We start from the raw sequence: 21,459 nt of genomic DNA, 5'->3' as shown, positions 1-21,459 counted from the left end.
TCCGGCGGCGGCTTGTCAGGCCGCGTGGGGCGCCTATAGTTTAGCGATTGCTTCAGCTTTAGGCCAAGGCTCGCCATGTCCCTGACCCTGTATTTCCACCCCCTGTCGTCGTTCTGCTGGAAGGCGCTGATCGGACTCTACGAGAACGACACGCCCTTCACGCCGCGGGTCGTGGACCTCGGCGACGAGACTTCCCGCGCCGCCTTCCTGGCCGTCTGGCCTGTCGGCAAGTTCCCGGTGCTGCGCGACGACGCCCGCCGCGAGACCGTGCCGGAGACCAGCGTCATCCTCGACTATCTGGACGCCCACCACCCGGGGTCCGTGCGCTTCACGTCGGCCGATCCCGACGCGGCCTGGCGCACGCGGCTATGGGACCGGTTCTTCGACCTCTACATTCACATCCCGATGCAGAAGATCGTCGGCGACCGCATCCGGCCGTCCGACGCCGACCGCGATCCGTTCGGCGTCGCGCAGGCGCGCGGGCAGATCGCCGCGTCCTACGCCGTGCTGGAAGCCGAGCTCGCCGACCGCGCCTGGATGTCGGCCGGCGACACCTTTGGCCTGGCCGACTGCGCGGCGTTTCCGGCGCTGTTCTATGCCGACAAGGTCCAGCCGCTGGGCGAGACCTGGCCCCGGATCAGCGCCTACCTGGCCCGCCTGAAGGCGCGCCCGTCGGCCGCCCGTGTGCTCGAGGAAGCCGAGCCCTATTTCAGGTTCTTTCCAGCGGGGTGAGGCCTTTCCGTGGGTTTCGCCCCCCGGCTTGATCTGGCGCATTACCGGAACCGCCGGACCCCGGAATGGTTAACGTCCCAGTCGGGCCCTCAGCGACCCTCTCCGGTGTCGCGTTTGGTCCCCAGGGCTCAAGGAGCCATCTCATGCGAAGATTCCTGACCATCGCCATCGGCGCGACCCTTCTCGCCGCCACGCCGCTCGCGGCGTCCGCCCAAGGCCAGGGCGCCCAGGGCCAGGGCGCCCAGATGGGACGCCCCGGCGACCATACGCCCGCTTCGGGTCCGGCCCATCCCGGCCAGGCCCATCCCGATCAGACTCATCCCGGCATGGACCACCCGGACATGGGCCGAGGGGAAATGGGCAGAGGGGATATGGGTGGCCCGGGCATGCACGACGATCGTTACGGTCGCTGGGAGAACACCTGGGGCCATCGCCCCCCGGCACCGCCCAAGCACTATGCCAGGCGTGGAAGCTGGTATCAGCACGTGCGCGCCTGTTCGGCGCGCTATCGCAGCTACAATCCCCGCACCGACACCTATCAGGTCCGTCGCGGAGTCTATCGGACCTGCCGACTGTAACCTTCGCTCAAACGACAAACGGCCCCGGCGGGGTGATCCTCGCCGGGGCCGTCAATCAGCCCTTCTCGGGAGGGACAGGATCTAGACGGCGGGAACCGTCGGCTTCAGCCTGCCGCCCACCCGGATCGGCTCGACCCGCAGGGCCAGGCCCGTGCGGTCGTCGGTCTCGACAAACACGCCGCAGACCGTCGCCGGCCCCGAAGCGGGGGTGTAGCGGCCGCCGCTGATCTTGGTGGTGAAGCGCCGCAGCGGCTCTTCCTTCTGGTTGCCGATGACGCTGTCATAGTCGGCGCAGGCGCCGGCGTCGGTCTGATAGGCGGTGCCGCCCGGCAGGATCTGGGCGTCGGCGGTCGGCACATGGGTGTGGGTGCCCACCACCAGCGAGGCGCGGCCGTCGCAATAGTGGCCCATGGCCATCTTCTCGGACGTGGCCTCGCAGTGCATGTCGACCACCACCGCGTCGGCCACCTGACCCAGCGGGGCCTTGTCCAGCTCGCGGTCGGCGGCGGCGAAGGGGTCGTCCATGGCGTCCATGTGGACGCGGCCCAGCAGGTTGATGACCATGATGGTGCGGCCCCGTTCGGTCTGGAACAGGTGGCTGCCCCGGCCCGGAGCGTCCGACAGGATCGGATAGTTGGCCGGACGGATCAGCCGGGGTTCGCGGACGATGTAGGTCAGGGCCTCGCGCTGGTCCCAGCTGTGATTGCCCAGCGTCAGGCAGTCGGCGCCCGCCTCGAACAGCTCACGCGCCGTGTTCTCGGTGATGCCGAAGCCGGCGGCCGCGTTCTCGGCGTTGATGATCACGAACTCGAGGTCGAGGTCACGGCGCAGGGCGGGAAGGTGATCGGCCAGGCCGTCGCGGCCAGACTTGCCGACGACATCCCCGAAGAAAGCAAAACGCATCGAATTTCCCCAAAGCCGTTCTTCACGGAAGAACGGCGTTTGCTTGAAAGTGAGGGCGTGACGGGCGCCGAAACCGGCGTCCACTTTCGGCTGTCACACCCTGAGCAGGGTGCGAGAGCCCCTAGTCAGTCACCGCGATATACTCTTTTTCGGTGAGAATGGCGTCCAGCGCTTGATCATGCGGCTCGTGTGGCAAATTCGCGGTCTCCTGACCGGCATAGGCCAGGCCCAGCACGAAGGTCTCGCCCCGGCCCTTGAGACCTTCCAGCGCCCGGTCGTAATAGCCGCCGCCCTGCCCGAGGCGCCGGCCCTGGCGGTCGAACGCCAGCAGCGGCACGACGACAAGGTCGGGCTGGAGGATCTCGGCGTCCCGGGCGGGGGCGCGCATGCCGATGTCGTCGCGATCCAGCGGCGCGGCGCGGTCCCAGCGGCGAAAGACCATGGCCCCGGCTTCGCCCTCGACCGACGGCAGGGCCAGGGTCCAGCCCTGCCCGACCAGCGCATCGGCCAGGATCAGTGGCGAAATTTCCGATCCCCAGCCCTGATAGACGGCGGCGACCTTGCCGGCGGGGTCGGGAAAGCGCGCGGCCAGCGGCGCGCGGCCCACCTCGGCGACCCTCCGGTCGGCGTCGGGCTGTTCAATGGCCAGAAGCTTGCGCTGTGTGCGGACAAACATCCGCAGAGCGGTCTTGGCGGAGGCGGGATCGGCGAAGCTCAAGGCAGGTCGGAGGCCCGGTAGGTCACCCGGATCACGGCGAGCAGCAAGACCAGGAGACCGCCCTGCACCCACAGGCGCAGGTCATTGGTGACCAGCGTCGTGGCGATCATCGCCAGAGCGAAGACGAGGGTGACCAACCAGCCCTGCCATCCCGTCGGCTGCGCGCCGGCCCCGAAGGCCTTGGGTCCAAACCAGCCAGATTTCATGACCGCCTCGGCGAACGGGGAAGAAGGTGGCGGCGCCATGAAGAACCGTGAAGACGTTTCAATCCACTCGAACCTGTTAGTTACAGGTGGGCCCCGTGTTCCCGCAGCCACGGCCACGGGAGGGAACAGGTCCCGATAGAGAGATTAAGGTCCCTGGGAATAGAAATCTTCGACGAGGGCCACAGCAGACCCGCCGTTGAGGAATATAGGGCGTCACGCCGGCCAGCGATAGGGCCTCGCGTATTCGCCGCATCCGCCCCGGCGGTATGCAAGCTTCTTACCGTTTGATAGTGTTTCGACGGAGGCCACCCCATGTCCGTCGTCAGCAAACGCACCGTCAGTCTACCCGCCGAGCAGTCGCGCTATATCGACGAAATGGTGGCGTCCGGCAGTTACGCTTCAGCCAGCGAGGTCGTTCGCGCCGGCGTTCGCGCCTTGCAGGAGCGCGACGCGGCCGTAGAGCGCTGGCTTAGGGAAGATGTCGCGCCCGTCTATGACGCCATGCTCGATGATCCCGGTCGCGGCGTCGCCGCCGAAGAGGTCTTCGCCTCGATCCGAGCGCGTCACGCCGATCAACTCAAAAAAGCCAAACCGTGATCCGCGCGGTCGTCTTCTCGCCCGAAGCGCGGGACGACCTGTTCGAACTCTACGACTATATCGCCAGACGCGGCGCGCCGACCGCGGCGATGGACTACATCGCCAGACTGGAAACGCGCTGCCAGTCGCTTGCCGCCTATCCTGAACAGGGAACGGCGCGGGATAATGTAAGATCGGGACTAAGGCTGCTGGGCTTTGAACGGCGAACCGAGATCGCCTTCCACGTCACGCCGATCTCAGTGGTGATCGACCGGATCTTGCACGGCGGTCAGGACGTAGCCGCAGCCTTCGACGACTAGCCCTACTCCGCCGCCAGTTTCTCGATGCGCTCGGCCGCCGCGTCGATGGCGCGGATGGCGGCGATCTCGATGCGGTTGGCTTCGCGGTTCTGTTCGTTCTGCAGCCGCGACAGCTCGCCCTGGGCGTGGGCCAGGCGCAGCTTCAGGTCGCTCATCTCGTCGGCCAGCAGCAGGGCGCCCATCAGGAACAGGCGGGTCTCGCCCAGTTGGCCCACATCCTGGCTGACCTGGCGAACCTGGCGGTCGAACAGGCGGGCGATCTCCAGCAGGTGGGCCTCCTGGCCGTCCTCGCAGCCGACGATATAGGGGCGGCCGTTCACCTGGATGGTCAGCTGGGCCATGGTCAGGCCTCCTCGGGCTCGTCGAACAGCTCGTCAGGCTGGCCAGGACGCGCCCCGGCGGGATGGTCGTCATTGACCGGACCGTCGTCACCGAGGGCGGCGCGGATCTCGGCGATGGCGCGGCCCAGGGCGACAGAAGCCTGGGCGCCGGCTTCTTCCAGGGCGCGCTCGCGTTCGCGGGCGGCGTCAAGCTCGGCCTTGAGGCGCGCGGCCTCGCCGTCGAACAGATCGCCGGCCGCCGCGGCTGTCTGAGCCACGCCCTGCGACGCACGGGCGGCCAGGCGCAGCTCCAGCTGAGCCACGGCGCGGTCCAGTCGGCGCACGGCAAGGTCGAGGGCGCTCGTTTCGCCCAGGGTCATCGGCGGGTTCCAATCATGCGGTGCAACATATAGATCAGTGCCAACTTCGCCACCCGGCGTGGTGAGATTTGGGCGTGAAACGCCTTTGGCAGTATTCCGTCATGCGTTGTTACCGGCCCTGGGGTTGACTTCCCGGCCCCCGCCCGCAAAACGCGCTGCAAAATCAGGGAACGTTGGTCCTTCATGGCCGCGTCCGATCGTTAGGAGAAAGACCTCATGGCTCTTCGCGTCGCCATCAACGGCTTTGGTCGTATCGGCCGCCTCGTCCTGCGCTCCATCGTCGAGCACGGCCGCACCGACATCGAGGTGGTGGCGATCAACGATCTGGGCCCGGTCGAGACCAACGCCCACCTGCTGCGCTATGACAGCGTGCACGGCCGCTTCCCCGGCGTCGTGACGTCGGGCGAAGACTGGATCGATGTCGGCACGGGCAAGATCAAGGTCACGGCGATCCGCAACCCCGCCGAGCTGCCGCACGCCGAGCTGAACGTCGACATCGCGTTCGAGTGCACCGGCCTGTTCACCACCAAGGAAAAGGCCAGCGCCCACCTGACCGCCGGCGCCAAGCGCGTGCTGGTCAGCGCGCCGTGCGACGGCGCCGACCAGACCATCGTCTACAAGGTCAATGACAGCGTGCTGAGCGCCGCCGACCTGGTGGTCTCCAACGGTTCGTGCACCACCAACTGCCTGGCCCCCATCGCCAAGGTCATCCACGACCTGGTCGGCATCGAGCGCGGCTACATGACCACGATCCACAGCTACACCGGCGACCAGCCGACGCTGGATACGATGCACAAGGATCTGTATCGCGGCCGGGCCGCCGCCCTGTCGATGATCCCCACCTCGACCGGCGCCGCCAAGGCCCTGGGCCTGGTGCTGCCGGCCCTGAAAGGCAAGCTGGACGGCTCGTCGATCCGCGTCCCGACCCCGAACGTCTCGGTGGTTGACCTGAAGTTCGTGCCCTCGCGCGACACCACCGTCGCCGAGCTGAACGCCGCCCTGGTCGCCGCCGCCGAAGGCCCGCTGAAGGGCGTGCTGGGCGTGACGGACGAGCCGCTGGTCTCGACCGACTTCAACCACATCCCCGCCAGCTCGACGGCGGCCCTGGCCCAGACCCAGGTCATCGAAGGCAAGCTTGGCCGCGTGCTCAGCTGGTACGACAACGAATGGGGCTTCGCGACCCGCATGAGCGACACCGCGCTCGTGATGGCCAAGTTCCTCTAAGACCTGCCAAGCCCCCATCCTTCCTCGAAGGGTGGGGGTTTTCCTTGGTTCGCTCCGGCGGGCCCGCCCTCGTCCTTCGACAGGCTCAGGATGAGGGCTGATCAAACGCCTGCTCCCGGATCCTCATCCTGAGCCTGTCGAAGGACGAGGACCCACGCACCGACGTCAGGACGCCTCCCATGACCTTCCGCACCCTCGACACCGCCGATCTCGCCGGCAAGACCGCCCTGGTCCGCGTGGACTTCAACGTGCCCGTCGAGGCCGGCAAGATCACGGATGACACCCGGCTGCGCTCGGCCCTGCCGACCATCCAGTTCCTGTCATCGAAAGGCGCCAAGGTGGTCCTGCTGGCCCATTTCGACCGGCCCAAGGGCAAGGTGGTTCCCGAGATGAGCCTGGGCTTCGTCGCCGAGCCGCTGGCCGCGCTGCTGGGCGCGCCGGTCGCCTTCGCCAGCGACTGCGTCGGCGATGAAGCCGCCAAGGTCGTCGCGGCCCTGCCGGCCGGCGGCGTCGCGCTGCTGGAAAACGTCCGCTTCCACGCCGGCGAGGAAAAGAACGACCCGGCCTTCGCCGCGCAGCTGGCCAAGCTGGGCGACGTCTATGTCAATGACGCCTTCAGCGCCGCCCACCGCGCCCACGCCTCGACCGAGGCCCTGGCCCGCCTGCTGCCGGCCTATCCGGGCCTGGCCATGCAGCGCGAACTGGAGGCCCTGGACGCCGCCCTGGGCAACCCGAAGAAGCCGGTGATCGGCATCGTCGGCGGCTCCAAGGTCTCGACCAAGCTGGACCTGCTGCGCAACCTGGTCACCAAGCTGGACTATCTGGCGATCGGCGGCGGCATGGCCAACACCTTCCTGCACGCGGCCAAGATCGATGTCGGGGCCTCGCTGTGCGAGCCCGACCTGGCCGACACCGCGCTCGAGATCATCGACCTGGCGGGCGCGGCCGGCTGCAAGCTGCTGTTGCCGACCGATGTGGTGGTGGCCAAGACCGTCAAGCCGGGCGTCCACGCCGAGACCCGCAATGTCTATGAGGTCCGGCCCGACGACCTGATCCTGGACGCCGGTCCCGAGACGGTGAAGACCCTGCTGGCGGCCATGGACGCCAGCAAGACCCTGATCTGGAATGGCCCTTTGGGCGTTTTTGAAGTCCCTCCGTTCGACGAAGCGACCGTTTTGGCGGCGAAACATGCCGCTCAGCTGGCAAAATCGGGTAAGATCGTGGCGGTGGCTGGCGGCGGTGATACGGTGTCGGCGCTGAACCACGCGGGCGTGGTCGGCGACATGACCTTCGTCTCGACCGCCGGCGGCGCGTTTCTTGAGTGGATGGAGGGCAAGGAACTGCCGGGTGTGTCAGCCTTGAACACCTAGCGGCTTCTGGCGCGGTTCCGGGAGGGGCCGCGTCGGTAATTCGAGGACCGGGCAGAGAACGCAAAAGCGTCACGCCCCAAAAACAAGAAACGACCCAAACCTTTCAAGCTTGCAGGAGAGACATCACGTGGCGAGGATCACGCTTAGGCAGTTGCTGGACCATGCGGCCGAGCATGAGTACGGGCTGCCGGCCTTCAATATCAACAACATGGAACAGGGCCTGGCGATCATGGAGGCGGCCGACGCCGTCAACTCGCCGGTCATCATCCAGGCGTCGCGCGGCGCGCGCTCCTACGCCAATGACATCATCCTGACCCGTCTGATCGACGGTCTGGTCGAGCTCTATCCCCACATTCCGGTGTGCATGCACCAGGACCACGGCAACGGCCCGGCGACCTGCGCCACGGCGATCCAGTACGGCTTCACCTCGGTGATGATGGACGGCTCGCTGATGGAGGACGCCAAGACCCCGGCCTCCTACGAGTACAATGTCGAGGTCACCCGCAAGGTGGTCCAGATGGCCCACAGCTGCGGCGTGTCGGTCGAAGGCGAACTGGGCGTGCTGGGCTCGCTGGAAAGCGGCATGGGCGAAGCCGAGGACGGCCACGGCTTCGAGGGCGTGCTCTCTCACGATGAGCTGCTGACCGATCCCGACCAGGCTGTCGATTTCGTTGGTCAGACCGGCGTCGACGCCCTGGCCATCGCCATGGGCACCAGCCACGGCGCCTACAAGTTCACGCGCAAGCCGGACGGCGACGTCCTGGCCATGAACGTGATCGAGGAAATCCACCGCCGCCTGCCCAACACCCACCTGGTGATGCACGGCTCCTCGTCGGTGCCGCAGGACCTGCAGGACATCATCAACCAGTACGGCGGCGAGATGCCCCAGACCTGGGGCGTGCCGGTGGAAGAGATCCAGCGCGGCATCAAGCATGGCGTGCGCAAGATCAATGTCGACACCGACAACCGCATGGCCATCACCGGCGCGATCCGCAAGATCCTGATGGAAAAGCCGGGCGAGTTCGATCCCCGCGCCTATCTGAAGCCGGCCAAGGAAGCCATGCGCAAGGTCTGCGAAGCGCGCTTCACCGAGTTCGGCTCGGCCGGCCACGCCAGCAAGATCAAGGCGCTGTCCACGGCCACCATGGCCAAGCGCTACCACTCGGGCGAACTGCACGCCAAGTTCGGCGCCTCGGCCAATAAGGCCGCAGCGGAGTAGAACGTCCCGCATCGAGACGACAGGGGCCTCCCGGAGCGATCCGGGAGGCCTTTTCTATTCGGCGGCGACCGGATCGCCCAGAGGATCCGGTCCCTGGTGCAGGAGCCAGAGCCCCACTCCGCCCACCGCGCCGCAGAGCAGGATCGCGCTGGTGTACCAGAGCCCCACGAAGGTGAAGGTGGAGTCCCGGCAGTGCAGGCCATAGACCGTCGCCGCCACGCCGCCGCAGAACAGCCCGACCAGCAGGCCCATCAGGCCCGGCCGATCCAGCTCGACGCGCCGCAGCCCCACACCGGCGATCAGCAGCATCGGCGCCGCCAGGCTGAAGATGTTGGTGACGCCGCTCAGCAGTCCGCCCGGATCGAGCACGTGGGCGACCAGCGACGGGCTCAGGCGCGGCGCCTCCACGGCGGCGGCGATCAGCATGACAGCGACAAGAGTCCCGGCGGCGATCAAGGCCGGCCGGATCGAGCCCCCTGGCCGCGCCATGGCGCTGGCGCCTCCCAGCATCACCACGGCGAGCGCGGCGGTGTAGAGGCCCTTGAGCCAGAAGAAAGGCGTTGTTGTCGCGGTGGCGATGTCGGGCCGCAGCCGCAGCCAGACAAGCACCAGCAGAACGGCCGCGAGGGCGCCGGCCACGGCCACCTCCGTGAGGCGCGCGCGCAAAGTCGCCGTTGACCAGGCCGGGATGACCAGAGGCGGCTCGCCGGCTTGCGGGAGCGCGTCGTCGACTGTCACGGGCGACCCTCCCCACAAGCGTCTTGTCCGTTGAAGCGCCGCTTCCGCGTATCAGTCGCAGAAATGCGCCCGCACTTGATGACCCCGGGCCGGACTTGTCAACCAACGTTATGTGACCGGTCACGCGCGGCGGGGTCGGCGCCTCCAGAAAGGTCAGGCGACGCTTACCAACGCAGCGCCCAGCGGCCGACTATGGCGCCCAGAAGGCCCACCAGCAGGACGCCCAGCGTGTACCAGGCGCCCACGAAGATCATGGTGCTCTCGCCGCAGTGCAGGCCGTAAACGGTGGCGCAGACGGCCCCCGAGAAGATCCCCGCCGCGAAACCCGCCAGCGTGGGCCGGGTCGGCGCCAGGCCGCGCATCGCCACGAGGGCCACGGCCAGCATCGGAACGCCCAGGATGACGATGTTGCGCAGGCAGTGCATGATCGAGTTGCCCAGGATCATCGGCATGCGCGCGTCGGGCGCGGCGGCCATCAGCTTGGCCGACGCGACGCCGACATAGAGAACCAGCACGGCGGCGGCCAGCCAGAAGGCCTTGCGCCCCGAGGCGCCCGGCCGAGCCAGTCGCTCGCACGCCCAGAAACCCGCCACGCCCAGCACGGCGGTATAGGCCGCCTTCATCCAGAAGAAGCGGGTGGTCATGGCCTGGGCAAGGTCGGCGCGGGTGTGCAGCCAGGCCAGCACCAGGATCAGGGCGACCAGCGCCCCCGCCAGGGTGGTCAGGCCCAGCCGCCGGGCGGGAGCGCCGCCCGGCGCGGGGCCGGAACTGGCGGCCAGGGCGTCGATCAGGTCATCGGTCCGCAAGGCGCATCCTTTCGGCCAGGGACTTCAGGGCTCGATGCAGGGCGACCTTGGCCGCCCCTTCGGAAATGCCGGCCCGGGCGCCGGCCTCGGCCAGACTCAGTCCGGCCAGCTTGACGTCGCTGACCAGGATGCGTTGCCGGTCGGGCAAGCTGGCCAGGGCGCGGTCGAGTTCCAGGCCGACGCCGGGATCATGTTCCTCGGCGGCCAGGAACTCGGCGTGATCCTCGATCGGCAGGGTCTGGCGGATCTTGCGACGCCGCCAGTGGTCGATCAGCTTGTAGCGCGCCACGGCGTGCGCCCAGGCGGTGAACGACTGGGCGCTGTCCCAGGTCGCCCGCTTGATATGCACCGCCAGCAGCGTCTCCTGCACCATGTCCTCCACATCACCGGGCGCACCGGCCATCCGGCGCGCGAAATAGGCGCGGAGCCGAACGCCGAGCAGGGCCAGACACTCGCGATAGGCCGGGGCGTCGCCCTCCAGCCCGCGCAGCATCAGCGCCTTCAGTCGGGTTTCGGTATCCGTCACGCATCCCCCTATTCGCGCGTCAGGGCCGGATGGTTACACGGCTCGCGCGCGCGTCGGAACCGATCTCGGAGTCCCGTCGAATATTTTGTTCGACGACCGCTGTAACCTTTGCCGGTCGCTTTCCGTAATCCCCCTCGAACCGGCCACAACGACCGGTCGCAACGCATCAAGGAGCCACCCCATGAACCGCACCGCTTCCGCCGCCTTCGCCGCCATCTTCGCCCTCTCGGCCGGCGCCGCCATGGCCGCCGACATGACCGCCAAGAAGGTCGAAATGGAAAAGTGCTACGGCATCGCCAAGGCTGGCGAAAACGACTGCAAGGCCGGCGCCGGCACCTCGTGCGCGGGCACCTCCAAGGTCGACTATCAGGGCGACGCCTGGAAGCACACCGCCAAGGGCGCGTGCGTCACCACCAAGACCCCCAAGGGCATGGGCTCGCTGACGCCGAAGACGATGTAGGTCGGCCTCCGATCGCGCCGCCTCGCGCCTCGCGACGTCGAGGCGGCGCGCTCCCCCACCCGCAAGCAAGACGCGAGCGATCGTCGATGGTCGCTCCCCAAAGCCAGGAAGCATCATGACCCGCACCGCCAGCGCCGCCATCGCCGCGCTTCTTGCCCTGTCCGCCGGCGCCGCCATGGCCGCCGACCGCCCCACCAGCACCCTGACCAAGGTCTTCGGCGAGAAATGCTACGGCATCGCCAAGGCTGGCCAGAACGACTGCAAGGCCGGCGCGGGCACGTCCTGCGCCGGCACCGCCAAGGCCGACTACCAGGGGGACATCTACAGGAAGGTGCCGCGCGGAACCTGCGTCACCATCAAGACCCCCAAGGGCATGGGCTCGCTCACCCCCAAGACGATGTAGCCCATTTTCACGGTCATCCCGGCTCGGCGCGCTTCGCGCTTGGCCGGGATGACAACGATTTTTGGATGACGCAAATGCTCCCCGCCGCAGGCCTTGGCCTGAAATCCCAGCACTATGACGAGGCCCAGGCCGCGACGGCGCCAGGCCTGTGGTTCGAGGTTCATCCCGAGAACTACATGTCGGCCGGCGGACCGCGCCTGTCGGCCCTGGCGGCCATCCGCGAGCGCCATCCGCTTTCGCTGCACGGCGTGGGCCTCTCCCTGGCCGCCGACGCCGATCCAGACCCCGAACACCTGAAAGCCCTGCGGAGCCTGGTCGATCGCTTCGAGCCCTTCGTGGTCTCCGAGCACCTGGCCTGGTCGACCCATCGCGGCTTTCATCAGCCGGACCTGCTGCCCTTCCCCCGAACCCGCGCGGCGCTTGATCGCATCGCCGGCAATATCGGGCGCATGCAGGACGCGCTGGGACGCCGCGTTCTGGTCGAGAACCCCTCGCTCTATCTGCCGCTGACCGGCCATGACCTGGATGAAACAGACTTCCTGTTCGCCTTGGTCGACAGGACGGGCTGCGGCTTGCTGGTTGACGTCAACAACGTCTTTGTCAGCGCCCACAACCTTGGCTACTCGGCCGAAGCCTATCTGGACGCTCTGCCGGCCGCCGGGATCGGCGAGATCCATCTGGCCGGCCATGGGCCGGACGAGGGCGGCTCGGGTCTGCTGATCGACACCCACGGCGCGCCGGTGGCCGAGGCGGTCTGGGGCCTCTATCGCCGCCTGATCGCCCGCATCGGCCCGCGACCGACCCTGATCGAGCGCGATGACGACATCCCCGCCTTCGCCGTGCTGATGGCCGAGCGCGAGCGGGCCCAGGCCGTGTTGCAGGCGCGGGAGCCGGCCCATGTCTGAGCTGCTGGATTTCCAGGACGCCTTCGTCTCCGCCCTCGGCGGATCGCCTCTGGCCCTGTCGGCATGGCTGGCGTCGCCCGAGGCGGGGGAGGCCGGACTGTCGGTCTATCGCAACACCGTCGCCAAGGGGTGCGTCGACGCCCTGGCCGCCAATTTCCCGACCGTGCTGTCGATGGTCGGCGAGGACTGGTTCCGCGCCGCCGCCGCCCTGTTCGCCCGCGAGGCGCCGCCGACCCATGCGGCCCTGCTGGACTATGGTCAGGACTTTCCATCCTGGCTGGAGCGCTTCCCGCCGGCCGGCGACCTGCCCTACCTGGCCGGGATCGCCCATCTGGACCGACTGTGGACCGAGGCGCTGTTCGCCGCGGAGGCCCCGCCCCTGCCGGGTGACGCCTTCGCCGCCCTGGCGCCGGACGTCCTGGCCCAAGCCAGGGTCTCGCTGCATCCGTCGGTGCGCTTCGCCGCCTTTGACGCTGGCCTGCCCAGCCTGTGGGTCGCCGCGCGCGCGGGCGCTGAAGACCTGGAGCTTGGCGACACGCCCGAGGGTCTGCTGCTGGCCCGACCGGGGGCCGCCGTGACCCGGCGCGTGGTCAGCCCCGCCGACATCGCCTTTCTCGCCGCCTGCCGCGCCGGCCTCTCACTCGCCCAGGCCGTCGGCCGCGCGGCCGAGGTCCAGCCGGAGGCCGACGTTCAGACCCTGTTCGCCGCCCTGATCGCCGACGGCGTGTTCGGCGCCCTCAATCCCGGAAGCCCCTGATGACCACCGCGCTTCTCAAACCCTTCAACCGCTTCGCCGAGATCACCGGCAAGGTTCTGCCCGACGACATCCTGACCCTGGTGGCCCGCCTGGGCGTGGCCGGCGTATTCTTCCTGTCAGGGCGCACCAAGGTGGACGGGATCCTGCACATCACCGACAGCACCTACGCGCTGTTCGCGGATGAATACGCCCTGCCGCTGATCCCGTCGGACATCGCCGCCCACCTAGCGACCTACAGCGAGCACCTGTTCTCGATCCTGCTGGTCCTGGGCCTGTTCACGCGGCTGTCGGCCCTGGCGTTCCTGGGCATGACGGCGGTGATCGAGATCTTTGTCTATCCGGACGCCTGGAGCACCCATCTGTCGTGGGCGGCCCTGTTGCTGCTGATCATCGCCAAGGGCGGCGGCCGCTTCAGCCTGGATCGAGCGATCGGCCTTCGATAAGCCGCCCTGGATACCGTGCGACAATGCGCCTCAGGCGATAGGGCCTAGAATAATTTCTCGTTAAGCTTGTCTTATATCTCGACGCCGATCCTTGGCTATCAATGTTCAGCGAACCGAGGGCGACATGGCGGATACGGCGCTTCGTTCTGATCTCTCGTTCAACTTCGGCGAAGCCAACGTCATGATCGTCGACGAAAACGTCGGTTTCATGGACGTGATGACCCAGATCCTCTCGGGGTTTGGGTTCCGCAAATTCCATCGCTGCCAGAGCCTGGGGGATAGCCTGACCGTCAGCCAGGACGTGGAGCCTGACCTGATCCTGGTCGATCCCTTCCCCCGTCCCGAGGAGGGCATGACCTTCATCAAGGGCTTGCGGGCCCGACAGCCGGCCGAAGCGCCCCCGCTGGTGGTGATCGTCATGACGGGCCATACACCCCGCGACCTGATCGAAAAGGCGCGCAAGGTCGGCGCCGACTATGTGGTGGCAAAGCCCTTTTCGCCCTCGACCCTGCTGGACCGCATCCTGTGGAGCGCCGCCTCGCCCGCCGATCGCCTGCGCGACGATGACGACGTCAAGGCGCCGCGTCCCGGGATTGACCCCATCCTCCAGGCCAGCAGGGCTCTGCTGCAATGAGCGCCCCAAGCCGCCTGAGCCGGTTCATGGATCTGCCCGGCGGGATAGACGCCGGCCAGGCCCTGGCGGCGGCGGATGAGAACCTGAACAGCCACCGCGACGCCGCTATGGGCCTGATCGACAGGGCGATTGGCGACCTGTCAGAGAGCGACAAGGGTCAGGCCTCGACCGAGGCCGTGACCCGGCTGGCCGACAGCGTCGCCAGCCTGGCGGGGATGTTCGATCTGCCGGCCCTGAGCCATGCCGCCAAGCGGCTGAGCGACACGATCCGGGCGCTGGCGGATCGCCAGACCTGGGACCAGCAGACGGTGGCCGTCCATGTCGCGGCCCTGCGCGTGCTGCGCAACCAGACCGACGCGGCCGTCGCCAGCAAGATCCTGCGAGGCCTGGACCAGTTGGCCGCGCACGCCGCGCGGGAAAAGGTCTGAATCGGCGAGCGGCCTTCAGTGCACCGTGGGTCGCGACGCGCCGCCCCGCCGCCACAGCTGGGCCGTCAGGGCGTTGGCCACACCCAACCAGCCCAGATCGGGCGCCGTGCCGCCGCCGACCTTGCGCGCCTCGATCGCATAGGCCGTGGAGGCGGCCAGCGAGGCGGTCGCCGCCGTCGCCTGACCGCCAAGCCGCTTGGCGCCCAGGCCCAGCCACAAGGCGTTGAATCCCTGGGTCAGGCTCCACAGGGTCAGGGCCCGGGTGCGGGCCGGGCTGGCCGGCGCGTTCCAGGTGCGAAGACCCGAGAGCGTCATGGCGATGAACAGGGGCGGCAGGATCAGGCTGGTCAGCGGCTTGGGCTGATGGGCGACGGGCTCGTGCATCTCGGCGAACTCGACGGCGTACATCGCGTCATCCAGCACCGCTTCGTGACGCCGGCCCATGGCCATGGCCGCCAGAATCGCCCCGCCCGCCAGCAGCGCTCCCAACGCGATCTGGGCGGCGGGATGGGTTTCGGAATGAGTCTCGACCTCGAAAGCCTCGCGTCCAGCGCGGGCCTGGGTCCGGTGCTGTTTGCCATTCAGGATATTCATGACCGGACTCCTCGCTAACGTGGCTGTCTAACCGTTCGCGACAGGCTTGGTTCCTCGCGCGGCGCCGACCTGCACATGATGGGTTCGATCACGCCGAAGCGCCAGCGCCGCCTGCCGAAATTCAACCAGGCGCACAGGCGGAGAAGCGACACGGAGGGCCGCCGGCCTTGATGCGCGGGCCGGTTTGATCAGCGATTGCGCGGCGTTCGCCGCACGCCGTCGATCAGCCGCTCCATGGCCTCAAGGTTGAGAAGTCCCGCCTGCCGAATCTCGTCGCGCCGCAGAATCTCGGAGGTCACGATCACGCCGCCCGACTCGGTGCGCAGCGCATAGCCCGTGCTAGCCAGCTTCACCACGTGGCGGCGCGTGGTCTCCACCGGGATTCCCAGGGAACGGGCCAGGGCGGAAACCGTGACGGGGCGGCGCAGTTCGTCGGGAAAGAACTCGCCGGAGAGCATGTCGATATAGTCGTCATGCTCGCGCAGGTGCTCGGTGCCGGCCTGGGCGGCGGCGATAAAAACCAGCGCCAGATCCATATCGCCAAACAGATCGGTGAAAATTCGAATCAACCTCAGGGCGTAGTCGGCGCCCAGGCTGAGATGGCGCCGGGTCACGAAAGGCGTCTTACTGCGTTTCATTATCAATCAAGCGCTTGTTTTCATTAGCATTACTCACACCAAACCTTCTCACTATGAGCAGGTTGAACGCATTTTTAAACCCTTGTTCACGGGGCGGGCCGCATTTCGCTCCTTACAGAACACGGGATGGAGTAAAAATGCGACTGCGCTTGGCTGGAGCCATGAATTTGTTTGGCGCCGCGTTGGCCGGCGGCCTGGTGGTGCTGGCGGCCGTTTCCTGGCTGGCGATCGAGACCGTGCGGGTGGGCGGCCCGCTTTACGAGAAGATCGTGGCGGGCAAGGATTTGACCGCCGACATCCTGCCCCCACCGCTTTATGTTGTTGAAGGCTATCTCGACGCCAAGCTGGCCTACGCCGCGGGCGCGTCCGCGGATCTGCGCCATGCGGCTCAGTCGCTGGCCAAGCACCGCGCGGAATATGATGCGCGCCTGTCGTACTGGCGTGCGATCGATTTTGACCCGGCGGTCAAGTCCGTGCTGATGGGCCAGTCCAATGACCAGGCCCAGATCGTCTGGTCCTCGGCCGACGCCATGGTCAAGGCGATGGCCAGCGGCGACATGGCGACCGCGACCGCCGAAGAGGCTCGGCTGACCCAGGCCTTCGAGGCCCATCGCGACTTCGTCGAGCAGATCGTTCCCCTGATCGCCGCCGATAACGCCAGGGTCGAGGCCGAATCCAACGCCAAGCAGGTCCAGCAATTGGGCCTGATGGGCGCGCTCTGCCTTTTGATGGGCGCGATCATCGGCGGCGGCGTCTGGGCGATGCGCCGGGGCGTGGTCCGCCCTGTGGAAGCCATCACCCGCTACATGGGCGAGCTGGCGGAAGGCGACTATGAACGCACGGTGCCCTTCGCCGGTCGTCACGACGAGCTTGGCGACATGGCCAAGTCCGTGGCGGTGTTCCGCGAGGGCGTTCTGGAGCGCCGGGCGCTGCGTCAGGAACAGGATGACGACCGCCTTCGCGCCGAGTCAGAGCGCCAGTCGAGCGAAGAGGCGCGGCTGACCGCCGAGCAGAGGCGCGACAGCGCAATGCGAAGCCTGGCCAAGGGCCTGGATCATCTGTCGGCCGGCGACGTCGCCTACCGGCTCGAAACGGCCTTCGCCCCGGAATACGAGCGCCTGCGCGGCGACTTCAACGCGGCCGCCGAGAAGCTGACCCAGACCCTGAGCCAGATCAGCCAGTCCTCGGGCGGCGTGGGCTCCGGCGCGGCCGAGATCGCCCAGGCGGCCGACGACCTGTCGCACCGCACTGAACAGCAGGCCGCCAGCCTGGAAGAAACCGCCGCGGCCCTGGACCAGATCACCTCGACCGTGCGGCTGACCGCCGACGGCGCCCGCAAGGCCAACGAGATCGTCGCCGACACCCGCCGCCAGGCCCAGGCCACCGAGACCGCCGTCGGCGCCGCCGTGCGCGCCGTGGGCGAGATCGAGACCTCGTCCAGCCAGATCGGCCAGATCATCGGCGTGATCGACGAGATCGCCTTCCAGACCAATCTTCTGGCGCTCAACGCGGGCGTAGAGGCCGCCCGCGCGGGCGAGGCCGGTCGCGGCTTCGCGGTCGTCGCCCAGGAAGTGCGGGCCCTGGCCCAGCGCTCGGCCGAAGCGGCCAAGGAGATCAAGGTTCTGATCAGCACGGCCTCGACCAAGGTCAGCGAAGGCGTGGGCCTGGTGGGCCAGACCGGCACGGCCCTGGGCACGATCCTGGAGCGCGTCGGCCAGATCGCCGCCCTGGTGTCGGAGATCTCGGCGTCTTCCCAGGAACAGTCGACGGGCCTGAACGAGGTCAATACCGCCATCAACCAGATGGACCAGATGACCCAGCAAAACGCCGCCATGGTCGAGCAGACCACGGCGGCGGCGCATTCCCTGCGAAACGAGTCGGCGCGGCTGGCCCAGTTGGTCGGTCAGTTCAACCTGACCCAGGGCGCGAGACCCGCCGTGGCCGCCTGAGACTTCAGCCGGCCGGCAGCTCGCCCATGGCGCTCTGCAGGTAGTTCTGTTCGCCCAGCGACTTGACCAGACCGATCTGCATTTCGAGGAAGTCGATGTGCTCCTCGGTGTCGCTGAGGATCTCGCGCAGCAGCTCGCGGCTGACGAAGTCGCGGGCCTGCTCACACTGGATGATGCCGGGGATCAAGGTCTCGCGGCCGCCGACCTCGACGGCCAGGTCGCTGCCCAGGCACTCGGGCACGGTCTCGCCGATCTTCAGCTTGTGCAGGTCCTGCAGGTTGGGCAGGCCTTCCAGGAACAGGATCCGGTTGATCAGCTTGTCGGCGTGCTTCATCTCGCCGATCGACTCGTCATAGGTGATCTTGCCCAGGCGCTTGAAGCCCCAGTTGTCGTACATCCGCGCGTGCAGGAAATACTGGTTCACGGCGGTCAGCTCGTTGGTGAGCACCGCGTTCAGCAGGCGGATGATGCCAGGATCGCCCTTCATGGCGCGCCTCCCTTGATTTGAGTCGGCGTGACCGTGCGGCAAGCGGCGACGGGCTTCAACCGCAATGTCCGCGAGCGTCTCCCGCCTTCACGAAAACGCGTCGGTCCCTATTCCGCCGCGTAGGCCAGGGCCAGGCGGCTCTCGTCGATCATCTGGCGCATCTCGCACACACACTTGGCGCACTGGGCCTGGCAGCCCTGGTGGCGAAAGATCTCGGCCGGACGGCTGGCGCCCGCCTCGATGGCGGCGCGGACTTGGCGCTCGCGGATGCCGTTACAGTTGCAGACGTACACGGAAGCAACGCCCTATCGAATGAGTGTCATTCTCATGTAGCGAAGGCCGAGGCCTTTTGCAACTGACTCTCACTATGGTTGGCGACGGCCTGAGGTCGCGGCTTGGGCGCGGGCGCGAATTGGCGTAATTCCCCCATCATGACTCTCGATTGCCGCCTCTATCTGATCACCCCGCCGGCCCTGACCGACCTGACCGCCTTTGGCCTAGAGCTGACCAAGGCCCTGGAGGGCGGCGACGTCGCCGCGCTGCAGATCCGCCTGAAGGATGTCTCGGACGCCGCCATCGCCGAGGCCGTGGCGGCGCTCGCGCCGATCGCCCGGGCCCGCGACGTGGCCGTGATCCTCAATGACCGCCCGGACCTCGCCGCCAGCCTCGACTGCGACGGCGTGCATGTGGGCCAGGGCGACACCCCCTACTCGGCCGCGCGCAAGCTGATGGGCAAGGACCGGATGGTCGGGGTCACCTGTCATGACAGCCGCCACCTGGCCATGGAGGCCGCCGAGGCCGGGGCCGACTATGTGGCCTTCGGGGCCTTCTTCCCGACCACGACGAAAGACGCCCCGACCACCGCCGATCCCGAGATCCTGTCCATCTGGCAGGAGGTCATGGAGACCCCCTCGGTCGCCATCGGCGGCATCACCGCCGACAACGCCGCCGGCCTGGCCACGGCGGGCGCCGATTTCCTGGCCGTCTCGGCCGGGGTGTGGGCCTATCCGCAAGGTCCGGCCGCCGCGGTCGCCGCGCTCAACGCCGCGATCGCCCAGGGCCTGGCCGCCCGCCCTTAAGATAACGCCGGTATTGCGACACCGATCCGACAGGCATAGCCTCTCCGTAACGATAAGTTACGGGGGAGAGACGCGATGAATAGTCGGCTCGTACTGTGTTTGCTTAGCGTAGCGGCCGCGTCCGTGGCGACCTTGGCCCAGGCCGAGAACTGGAAGCCTTCGCCCGGCGAGACCAAGACCTATTACGACGAAGACTTCATGCGGGTGGACAGCAAGTCCGGCATGGTTCTGGTTCGCATCGCCGACGGCAAGCCCAGCGGGCCCTACAAGACGTGGCCCGCCAGCAAGGGTCCGATCATGCTGTTCGCGCTGGACTGCCCGGCCAACAAGTGGATCGACCTGGGCATGGACTTCACGGGCGACAAGACCATCGGCAAGGGCTGGCGCAGCGAAGAAAAGATTGAGGATATCAGCGGCGCCGTCGGCGGCGCCGGCAAGCTGGCCTGCGAGACCAAGGACAGCCTGCCCAAGGTCGATCTGCCCTGACGATCCTCCCCTCCGGGTAGGTGGCCCGGAGGGACGGAGGGGGCGGCGGCGCACAGGCCGCCTGCCCCTCCCTTTCGCTCGGCGATAGCGCCCCCGGAGGGGGGGAACATCTTGTCGCGCCGCCTGATCTTGCTTTCAGGGCCCTCCAAGACTAGGTTCCGCGCCCGATCTTTCTGACCGCCGCTCGCATATCTCCCGCCGTCTACTCCAGACGCTGCGCAGGGAGACCTATGAGGAAAACCCGCTTTGGCCACGCCTTCCGCCCTCCTGAACGTGATGATCGACGCTGCTCGTAAAGCGGCGCGTGGCTTGGCTCGCGACTTCGGCGAAGTCACCGAACTGCAGGTTTCCAAAAAGGGCGCTGCCGATTTCGTCACCAACGCCGACCTCAAGGCCGAGCAGACGATCTTCGAGATCCTGGAAAAGGCCCGCCCCGGCTACGGCTTCCTGGGTGAAGAGCGCGGCCTGATCGAGGGCACCGACAAGACCCACACCTGGATTGTCGACCCGCTGGACGGCACCACCAACTTCATGCACGCCATCCCGCACTTCGCGGTCAATATCGCCCTCCAGCGCGAGGGCGAAGTGGTGGCCGGCGTCACCTACAACCCCATCACCAACGACCTGTTCTGGGTCGAAAAGGGCAAGGGCGCCTTCCTGGGCGCCGAGAAGCGTCTGCGCGTCGCCGCCCGCCGCACGCTCGATGAGAGCGTACTGGCCACCGGCATTCCGTTCATGGGCAAGCCCGGCCACGGCCAGTTCCTGAAGGAACTGCACCAGATCAGCCAGAAGGTCGCCGGCGTCCGCCGCTTCGGCGCCGCCTCGCTGGACCTGGCCTGGGTCGCGGCCGGCCGCTTCGACGGCTACTGGGAGCGCAACCTGGGCGCCTGGGACGTCTCGGCCGGGGTGCTGATGGTCACCGAGGCCGGCGGCAAGGTCTCGACCATCGAGGACCACGGCAACCCGGTCGAAGGCGCCTCGATCCTGGCCGCCAACCAGGACCTGCACCCTCTGATCCTGGAAAAGCTGCTGCTGGCTTAAGGGCCGCCCCTCAAGAGTCGCAACGGCTCAAAATATTTGTCATCCCGGACAGCCTCTGCGAGGCTTCCGGGATGACAAGAGTAGGGACCTTCTTTGAATTTGGTCCCGAGGTCCTAGACGTCCGCCCGACGCTCGATCCGCAGGATATCCCCCGGCTCACAGTCCAGATATTCGCAGATCTTCTCCAGCGTCTCGAACCGCACGCCCTTTACCTTGCCCTGCTTGAGCAGGGAGAGATTGGCCTCGGTGATGCCGATGTAGGCCGCGAGGTCCTTAGACTTCGCGCCACGCTCGGCCATCATCACGCTCAGCTTGACCAGGATCGGCATCAGATGATCTGGGCGTGATCGTCAGCGATGGTCGAGGCCTTGACCATGATCCCTGCGATGATCGTCAGCGTCACCGCGAAGATTCCGACCAGGACGCTATTGAAGCCGCCGGAAAACCGGACGTCGAAGCCGCTGAACGCCGTGTAGGACGTCGCGGTCGCCGAACCATGCAGCATCCAATGCGTGAAGCTCGCCACAGACCGCCCGATC

At 67.4% G+C, this 21,459-nt stretch carries 31 protein-coding genes and 1 pseudogene; 18 read left to right on the top strand and 14 right to left on the bottom strand.

Annotated features, from left to right (window positions below):
- The first annotated feature begins 75 nt into the window (after positions 1-75).
- Together ACQY9P_RS10985 and ACQY9P_RS10980 are read left to right on the top strand one after the other, a co-directional pair.
- Positions 76-732, top strand: a complete 657-nt coding sequence (locus ACQY9P_RS10985) for a glutathione S-transferase family protein (protein ID WP_421739224.1) — start codon at positions 76-78, stop codon at positions 730-732.
- Positions 733-875: 143 nt separating this feature from the next.
- A complete protein-coding gene (locus ACQY9P_RS10980) occupies positions 876-1,310 on the top strand; it encodes a BA14K family protein (protein ID WP_421739225.1) in 435 nt (144 codons plus the stop codon).
- Positions 1,311-1,391: 81 nt separating this feature from the next.
- On the opposite strand, the gene ACQY9P_RS10975 is transcribed toward ACQY9P_RS10980, so the two are convergent.
- From ACQY9P_RS10975 to ACQY9P_RS10965, 3 genes are all read right to left on the bottom strand, one after another.
- Positions 1,392-2,213 carry a TIGR00282 family metallophosphoesterase gene (locus ACQY9P_RS10975; protein ID WP_421739226.1) on the bottom strand — a complete coding sequence of 274 codons (822 nt, stop codon included), beginning with the start codon at positions 2,211-2,213 and terminating at the stop codon, positions 1,392-1,394.
- Between the two features lie 121 nt (positions 2,214-2,334).
- Positions 2,335-2,931, bottom strand: coding sequence for a 5-formyltetrahydrofolate cyclo-ligase (locus ACQY9P_RS10970; RefSeq protein ID WP_421739227.1), 597 nt, complete (start codon positions 2,929-2,931; stop codon positions 2,335-2,337).
- Entirely contained in the window at positions 2,928-3,137 is a 210-nt protein-coding gene (locus tag ACQY9P_RS10965; protein ID WP_421739228.1) for a hypothetical protein, read from the bottom strand. Before ACQY9P_RS10965 ends, ACQY9P_RS10970 begins: the two co-directional genes overlap by 4 nt.
- A 312-nt stretch (positions 3,138-3,449) precedes the next feature.
- On the opposite strand from ACQY9P_RS10965, the gene ACQY9P_RS10960 reads away from it, so the two are divergent.
- Together ACQY9P_RS10960 and ACQY9P_RS10955 are read left to right on the top strand one after the other, a co-directional pair.
- On the top strand, positions 3,450-3,734 hold the full coding sequence (locus ACQY9P_RS10960) for a type II toxin-antitoxin system ParD family antitoxin (protein ID WP_421739229.1): 285 nt from the start codon (positions 3,450-3,452) through the stop codon (positions 3,732-3,734).
- Positions 3,731-4,033, top strand: a complete 303-nt coding sequence (locus tag ACQY9P_RS10955; protein ID WP_421739230.1) for a type II toxin-antitoxin system RelE/ParE family toxin — start codon at positions 3,731-3,733, stop codon at positions 4,031-4,033. The genes ACQY9P_RS10960 and ACQY9P_RS10955 overlap by 4 nt, the downstream gene beginning before the upstream one ends.
- Before the next feature lie 2 nt (positions 4,034-4,035).
- Here the strand turns inward: ACQY9P_RS10955 and ACQY9P_RS10950 are convergent, their stop codons facing one another.
- Positions 4,036-4,374 (bottom strand): cell division protein ZapA, encoded by a 339-nt coding sequence (locus ACQY9P_RS10950; RefSeq protein WP_421739231.1) that lies wholly within the window; start codon positions 4,372-4,374, stop codon positions 4,036-4,038.
- 2 nt (positions 4,375-4,376) lie between these two features.
- On the bottom strand, positions 4,377-4,733 hold the full coding sequence (locus ACQY9P_RS10945; protein WP_421739232.1) for a DUF4164 family protein: 357 nt from the start codon (positions 4,731-4,733) through the stop codon (positions 4,377-4,379).
- A 216-nt stretch (positions 4,734-4,949) separates the two neighbouring features.
- On the opposite strand from ACQY9P_RS10945, the gene gap reads away from it, so the two are divergent.
- The 3 genes from gap (at position 4,950) to fba (ending at position 8,546) form a co-directional block, all read left to right on the top strand.
- Positions 4,950-5,957, top strand: a complete 1,008-nt coding sequence (gap, locus tag ACQY9P_RS10940) for a type I glyceraldehyde-3-phosphate dehydrogenase (RefSeq protein ID WP_421739233.1) — start codon at positions 4,950-4,952, stop codon at positions 5,955-5,957.
- Positions 5,958-6,136: 179 nt separating this feature from the next.
- Positions 6,137-7,327 (top strand): phosphoglycerate kinase, encoded by a 1,191-nt coding sequence (locus ACQY9P_RS10935; RefSeq protein ID WP_421739234.1) that lies wholly within the window; start codon positions 6,137-6,139, stop codon positions 7,325-7,327.
- A gap of 127 nt (positions 7,328-7,454) precedes the next feature.
- On the top strand, positions 7,455-8,546 hold the full coding sequence (gene fba, locus ACQY9P_RS10930) for a class II fructose-bisphosphate aldolase (protein ID WP_421739235.1): 1,092 nt from the start codon (positions 7,455-7,457) through the stop codon (positions 8,544-8,546).
- Between the two features lie 54 nt (positions 8,547-8,600).
- Here fba and ACQY9P_RS10925 read toward each other — a convergent pair whose 3' ends face one another.
- From ACQY9P_RS10925 to ACQY9P_RS10915, 3 genes are all read right to left on the bottom strand, one after another.
- Positions 8,601-9,284, bottom strand: coding sequence for an NrsF family protein (locus ACQY9P_RS10925; protein WP_421739236.1), 684 nt, complete (start codon positions 9,282-9,284; stop codon positions 8,601-8,603).
- A gap of 164 nt (positions 9,285-9,448) precedes the next feature.
- Complete coding sequence (locus ACQY9P_RS10920) at positions 9,449-10,090, bottom strand: NrsF family protein (protein WP_421739237.1); 642 nt, start codon at positions 10,088-10,090, stop codon at positions 9,449-9,451.
- A complete protein-coding gene (locus ACQY9P_RS10915; protein WP_421739238.1) occupies positions 10,077-10,616 on the bottom strand; it encodes a sigma-70 family RNA polymerase sigma factor in 540 nt (179 codons plus the stop codon). The genes ACQY9P_RS10920 and ACQY9P_RS10915 overlap by 14 nt, the downstream gene beginning before the upstream one ends.
- A gap of 181 nt (positions 10,617-10,797) precedes the next feature.
- Between ACQY9P_RS10915 and ACQY9P_RS10910 the strand changes: the two genes are divergently transcribed.
- From ACQY9P_RS10910 to ACQY9P_RS10880, 7 genes are all read left to right on the top strand, one after another.
- Positions 10,798-11,076, top strand: coding sequence for a DUF2282 domain-containing protein (locus tag ACQY9P_RS10910; RefSeq protein ID WP_421739239.1), 279 nt, complete (start codon positions 10,798-10,800; stop codon positions 11,074-11,076).
- A 115-nt stretch (positions 11,077-11,191) separates the two neighbouring features.
- A complete protein-coding gene (locus ACQY9P_RS10905) occupies positions 11,192-11,479 on the top strand; it encodes a DUF2282 domain-containing protein (protein ID WP_421739240.1) in 288 nt (95 codons plus the stop codon).
- Positions 11,480-11,553: 74 nt separating this feature from the next.
- Positions 11,554-12,384 carry a DUF692 domain-containing protein gene (locus ACQY9P_RS10900; RefSeq protein WP_421740116.1) on the top strand — a complete coding sequence of 277 codons (831 nt, stop codon included), beginning with the start codon at positions 11,554-11,556 and terminating at the stop codon, positions 12,382-12,384.
- Positions 12,377-13,141: an HvfC/BufC family peptide modification chaperone gene (locus tag ACQY9P_RS10895; protein WP_421739241.1), complete on the top strand. Its 765-nt coding sequence runs from the start codon at positions 12,377-12,379 to the stop codon at positions 13,139-13,141. The genes ACQY9P_RS10900 and ACQY9P_RS10895 overlap by 8 nt, the downstream gene beginning before the upstream one ends.
- Positions 13,141-13,584: a DoxX family protein gene (locus ACQY9P_RS10890; protein WP_421739242.1), complete on the top strand. Its 444-nt coding sequence runs from the start codon at positions 13,141-13,143 to the stop codon at positions 13,582-13,584. The genes ACQY9P_RS10895 and ACQY9P_RS10890 overlap by 1 nt, the downstream gene beginning before the upstream one ends.
- A gap of 124 nt (positions 13,585-13,708) precedes the next feature.
- Positions 13,709-14,218: a response regulator gene (locus ACQY9P_RS10885; protein ID WP_421739243.1), complete on the top strand. Its 510-nt coding sequence runs from the start codon at positions 13,709-13,711 to the stop codon at positions 14,216-14,218.
- Positions 14,215-14,646: a chemotaxis protein CheE gene (locus ACQY9P_RS10880; RefSeq protein ID WP_421739244.1), complete on the top strand. Its 432-nt coding sequence runs from the start codon at positions 14,215-14,217 to the stop codon at positions 14,644-14,646. The genes ACQY9P_RS10885 and ACQY9P_RS10880 overlap by 4 nt, the downstream gene beginning before the upstream one ends.
- Before the next feature lie 15 nt (positions 14,647-14,661).
- Here the strand turns inward: ACQY9P_RS10880 and ACQY9P_RS10875 are convergent, their stop codons facing one another.
- Positions 14,662-15,240 carry a tryptophan-rich sensory protein gene (locus ACQY9P_RS10875; RefSeq protein WP_421739245.1) on the bottom strand — a complete coding sequence of 193 codons (579 nt, stop codon included), beginning with the start codon at positions 15,238-15,240 and terminating at the stop codon, positions 14,662-14,664.
- Positions 15,241-15,428: 188 nt separating this feature from the next.
- Positions 15,429-15,854: a hypothetical protein gene (locus ACQY9P_RS10870; protein ID WP_421739246.1), complete on the bottom strand. Its 426-nt coding sequence runs from the start codon at positions 15,852-15,854 to the stop codon at positions 15,429-15,431.
- Between the two features lie 185 nt (positions 15,855-16,039).
- Between ACQY9P_RS10870 and ACQY9P_RS10865 the strand changes: the two genes are divergently transcribed.
- Positions 16,040-17,827 carry a methyl-accepting chemotaxis protein gene (locus ACQY9P_RS10865; protein WP_421739247.1) on the top strand — a complete coding sequence of 596 codons (1,788 nt, stop codon included), beginning with the start codon at positions 16,040-16,042 and terminating at the stop codon, positions 17,825-17,827.
- A 4-nt stretch (positions 17,828-17,831) separates the two neighbouring features.
- Here the strand turns inward: ACQY9P_RS10865 and bfr are convergent, their stop codons facing one another.
- Entirely contained in the window at positions 17,832-18,314 is a 483-nt protein-coding gene (gene bfr / locus ACQY9P_RS10860; RefSeq protein WP_421739248.1) for a bacterioferritin, read from the bottom strand.
- A 107-nt stretch (positions 18,315-18,421) separates the two neighbouring features.
- A complete protein-coding gene (locus ACQY9P_RS10855; RefSeq protein WP_421739249.1) occupies positions 18,422-18,607 on the bottom strand; it encodes a (2Fe-2S)-binding protein in 186 nt (61 codons plus the stop codon).
- A 138-nt stretch (positions 18,608-18,745) separates the two neighbouring features.
- On the opposite strand from ACQY9P_RS10855, the gene thiE reads away from it, so the two are divergent.
- The 3 genes from thiE to ACQY9P_RS10840 all read left to right on the top strand — a co-directional run bounded on the left by thiE (position 18,746) and on the right by ACQY9P_RS10840 (position 20,920).
- On the top strand, positions 18,746-19,393 hold the full coding sequence (gene thiE, locus ACQY9P_RS10850) for a thiamine phosphate synthase (protein WP_421739250.1): 648 nt from the start codon (positions 18,746-18,748) through the stop codon (positions 19,391-19,393).
- Between the two features lie 123 nt (positions 19,394-19,516).
- Entirely contained in the window at positions 19,517-19,879 is a 363-nt protein-coding gene (locus ACQY9P_RS10845) for a hypothetical protein (protein ID WP_421739251.1), read from the top strand.
- Between the two features lie 246 nt (positions 19,880-20,125).
- Positions 20,126-20,920 carry an inositol monophosphatase family protein gene (locus tag ACQY9P_RS10840; RefSeq protein ID WP_421739252.1) on the top strand — a complete coding sequence of 265 codons (795 nt, stop codon included), beginning with the start codon at positions 20,126-20,128 and terminating at the stop codon, positions 20,918-20,920.
- A 113-nt stretch (positions 20,921-21,033) separates the two neighbouring features.
- On the opposite strand, the gene ACQY9P_RS10835 is transcribed toward ACQY9P_RS10840, so the two are convergent.
- Both ACQY9P_RS10835 and ACQY9P_RS10830 read right to left on the bottom strand, forming a co-directional pair.
- Positions 21,034-21,249, bottom strand: a complete 216-nt coding sequence (locus ACQY9P_RS10835; protein ID WP_421739253.1) for a helix-turn-helix domain-containing protein — start codon at positions 21,247-21,249, stop codon at positions 21,034-21,036.
- Positions 21,249-21,332 (bottom strand): annotated as a pseudogene (locus tag ACQY9P_RS10830) (hypothetical protein); the annotation flags it as partial. The pseudogene ACQY9P_RS10830 and the gene ACQY9P_RS10835, both read right to left, overlap by 1 nt.
- Positions 21,333-21,459 lie beyond the last annotated feature (127 nt).

The sequence above is a fragment of the Caulobacter sp. genome (genome assembly GCF_965279145.1).
In the GTDB taxonomy this organism is placed as follows: Bacteria; Pseudomonadota; Alphaproteobacteria; order Caulobacterales; family Caulobacteraceae; genus Caulobacter.
The sequence above is the reverse complement of the archived record's forward strand: the minus strand, read 5'-3'. Positions and strand labels throughout refer to the sequence as shown.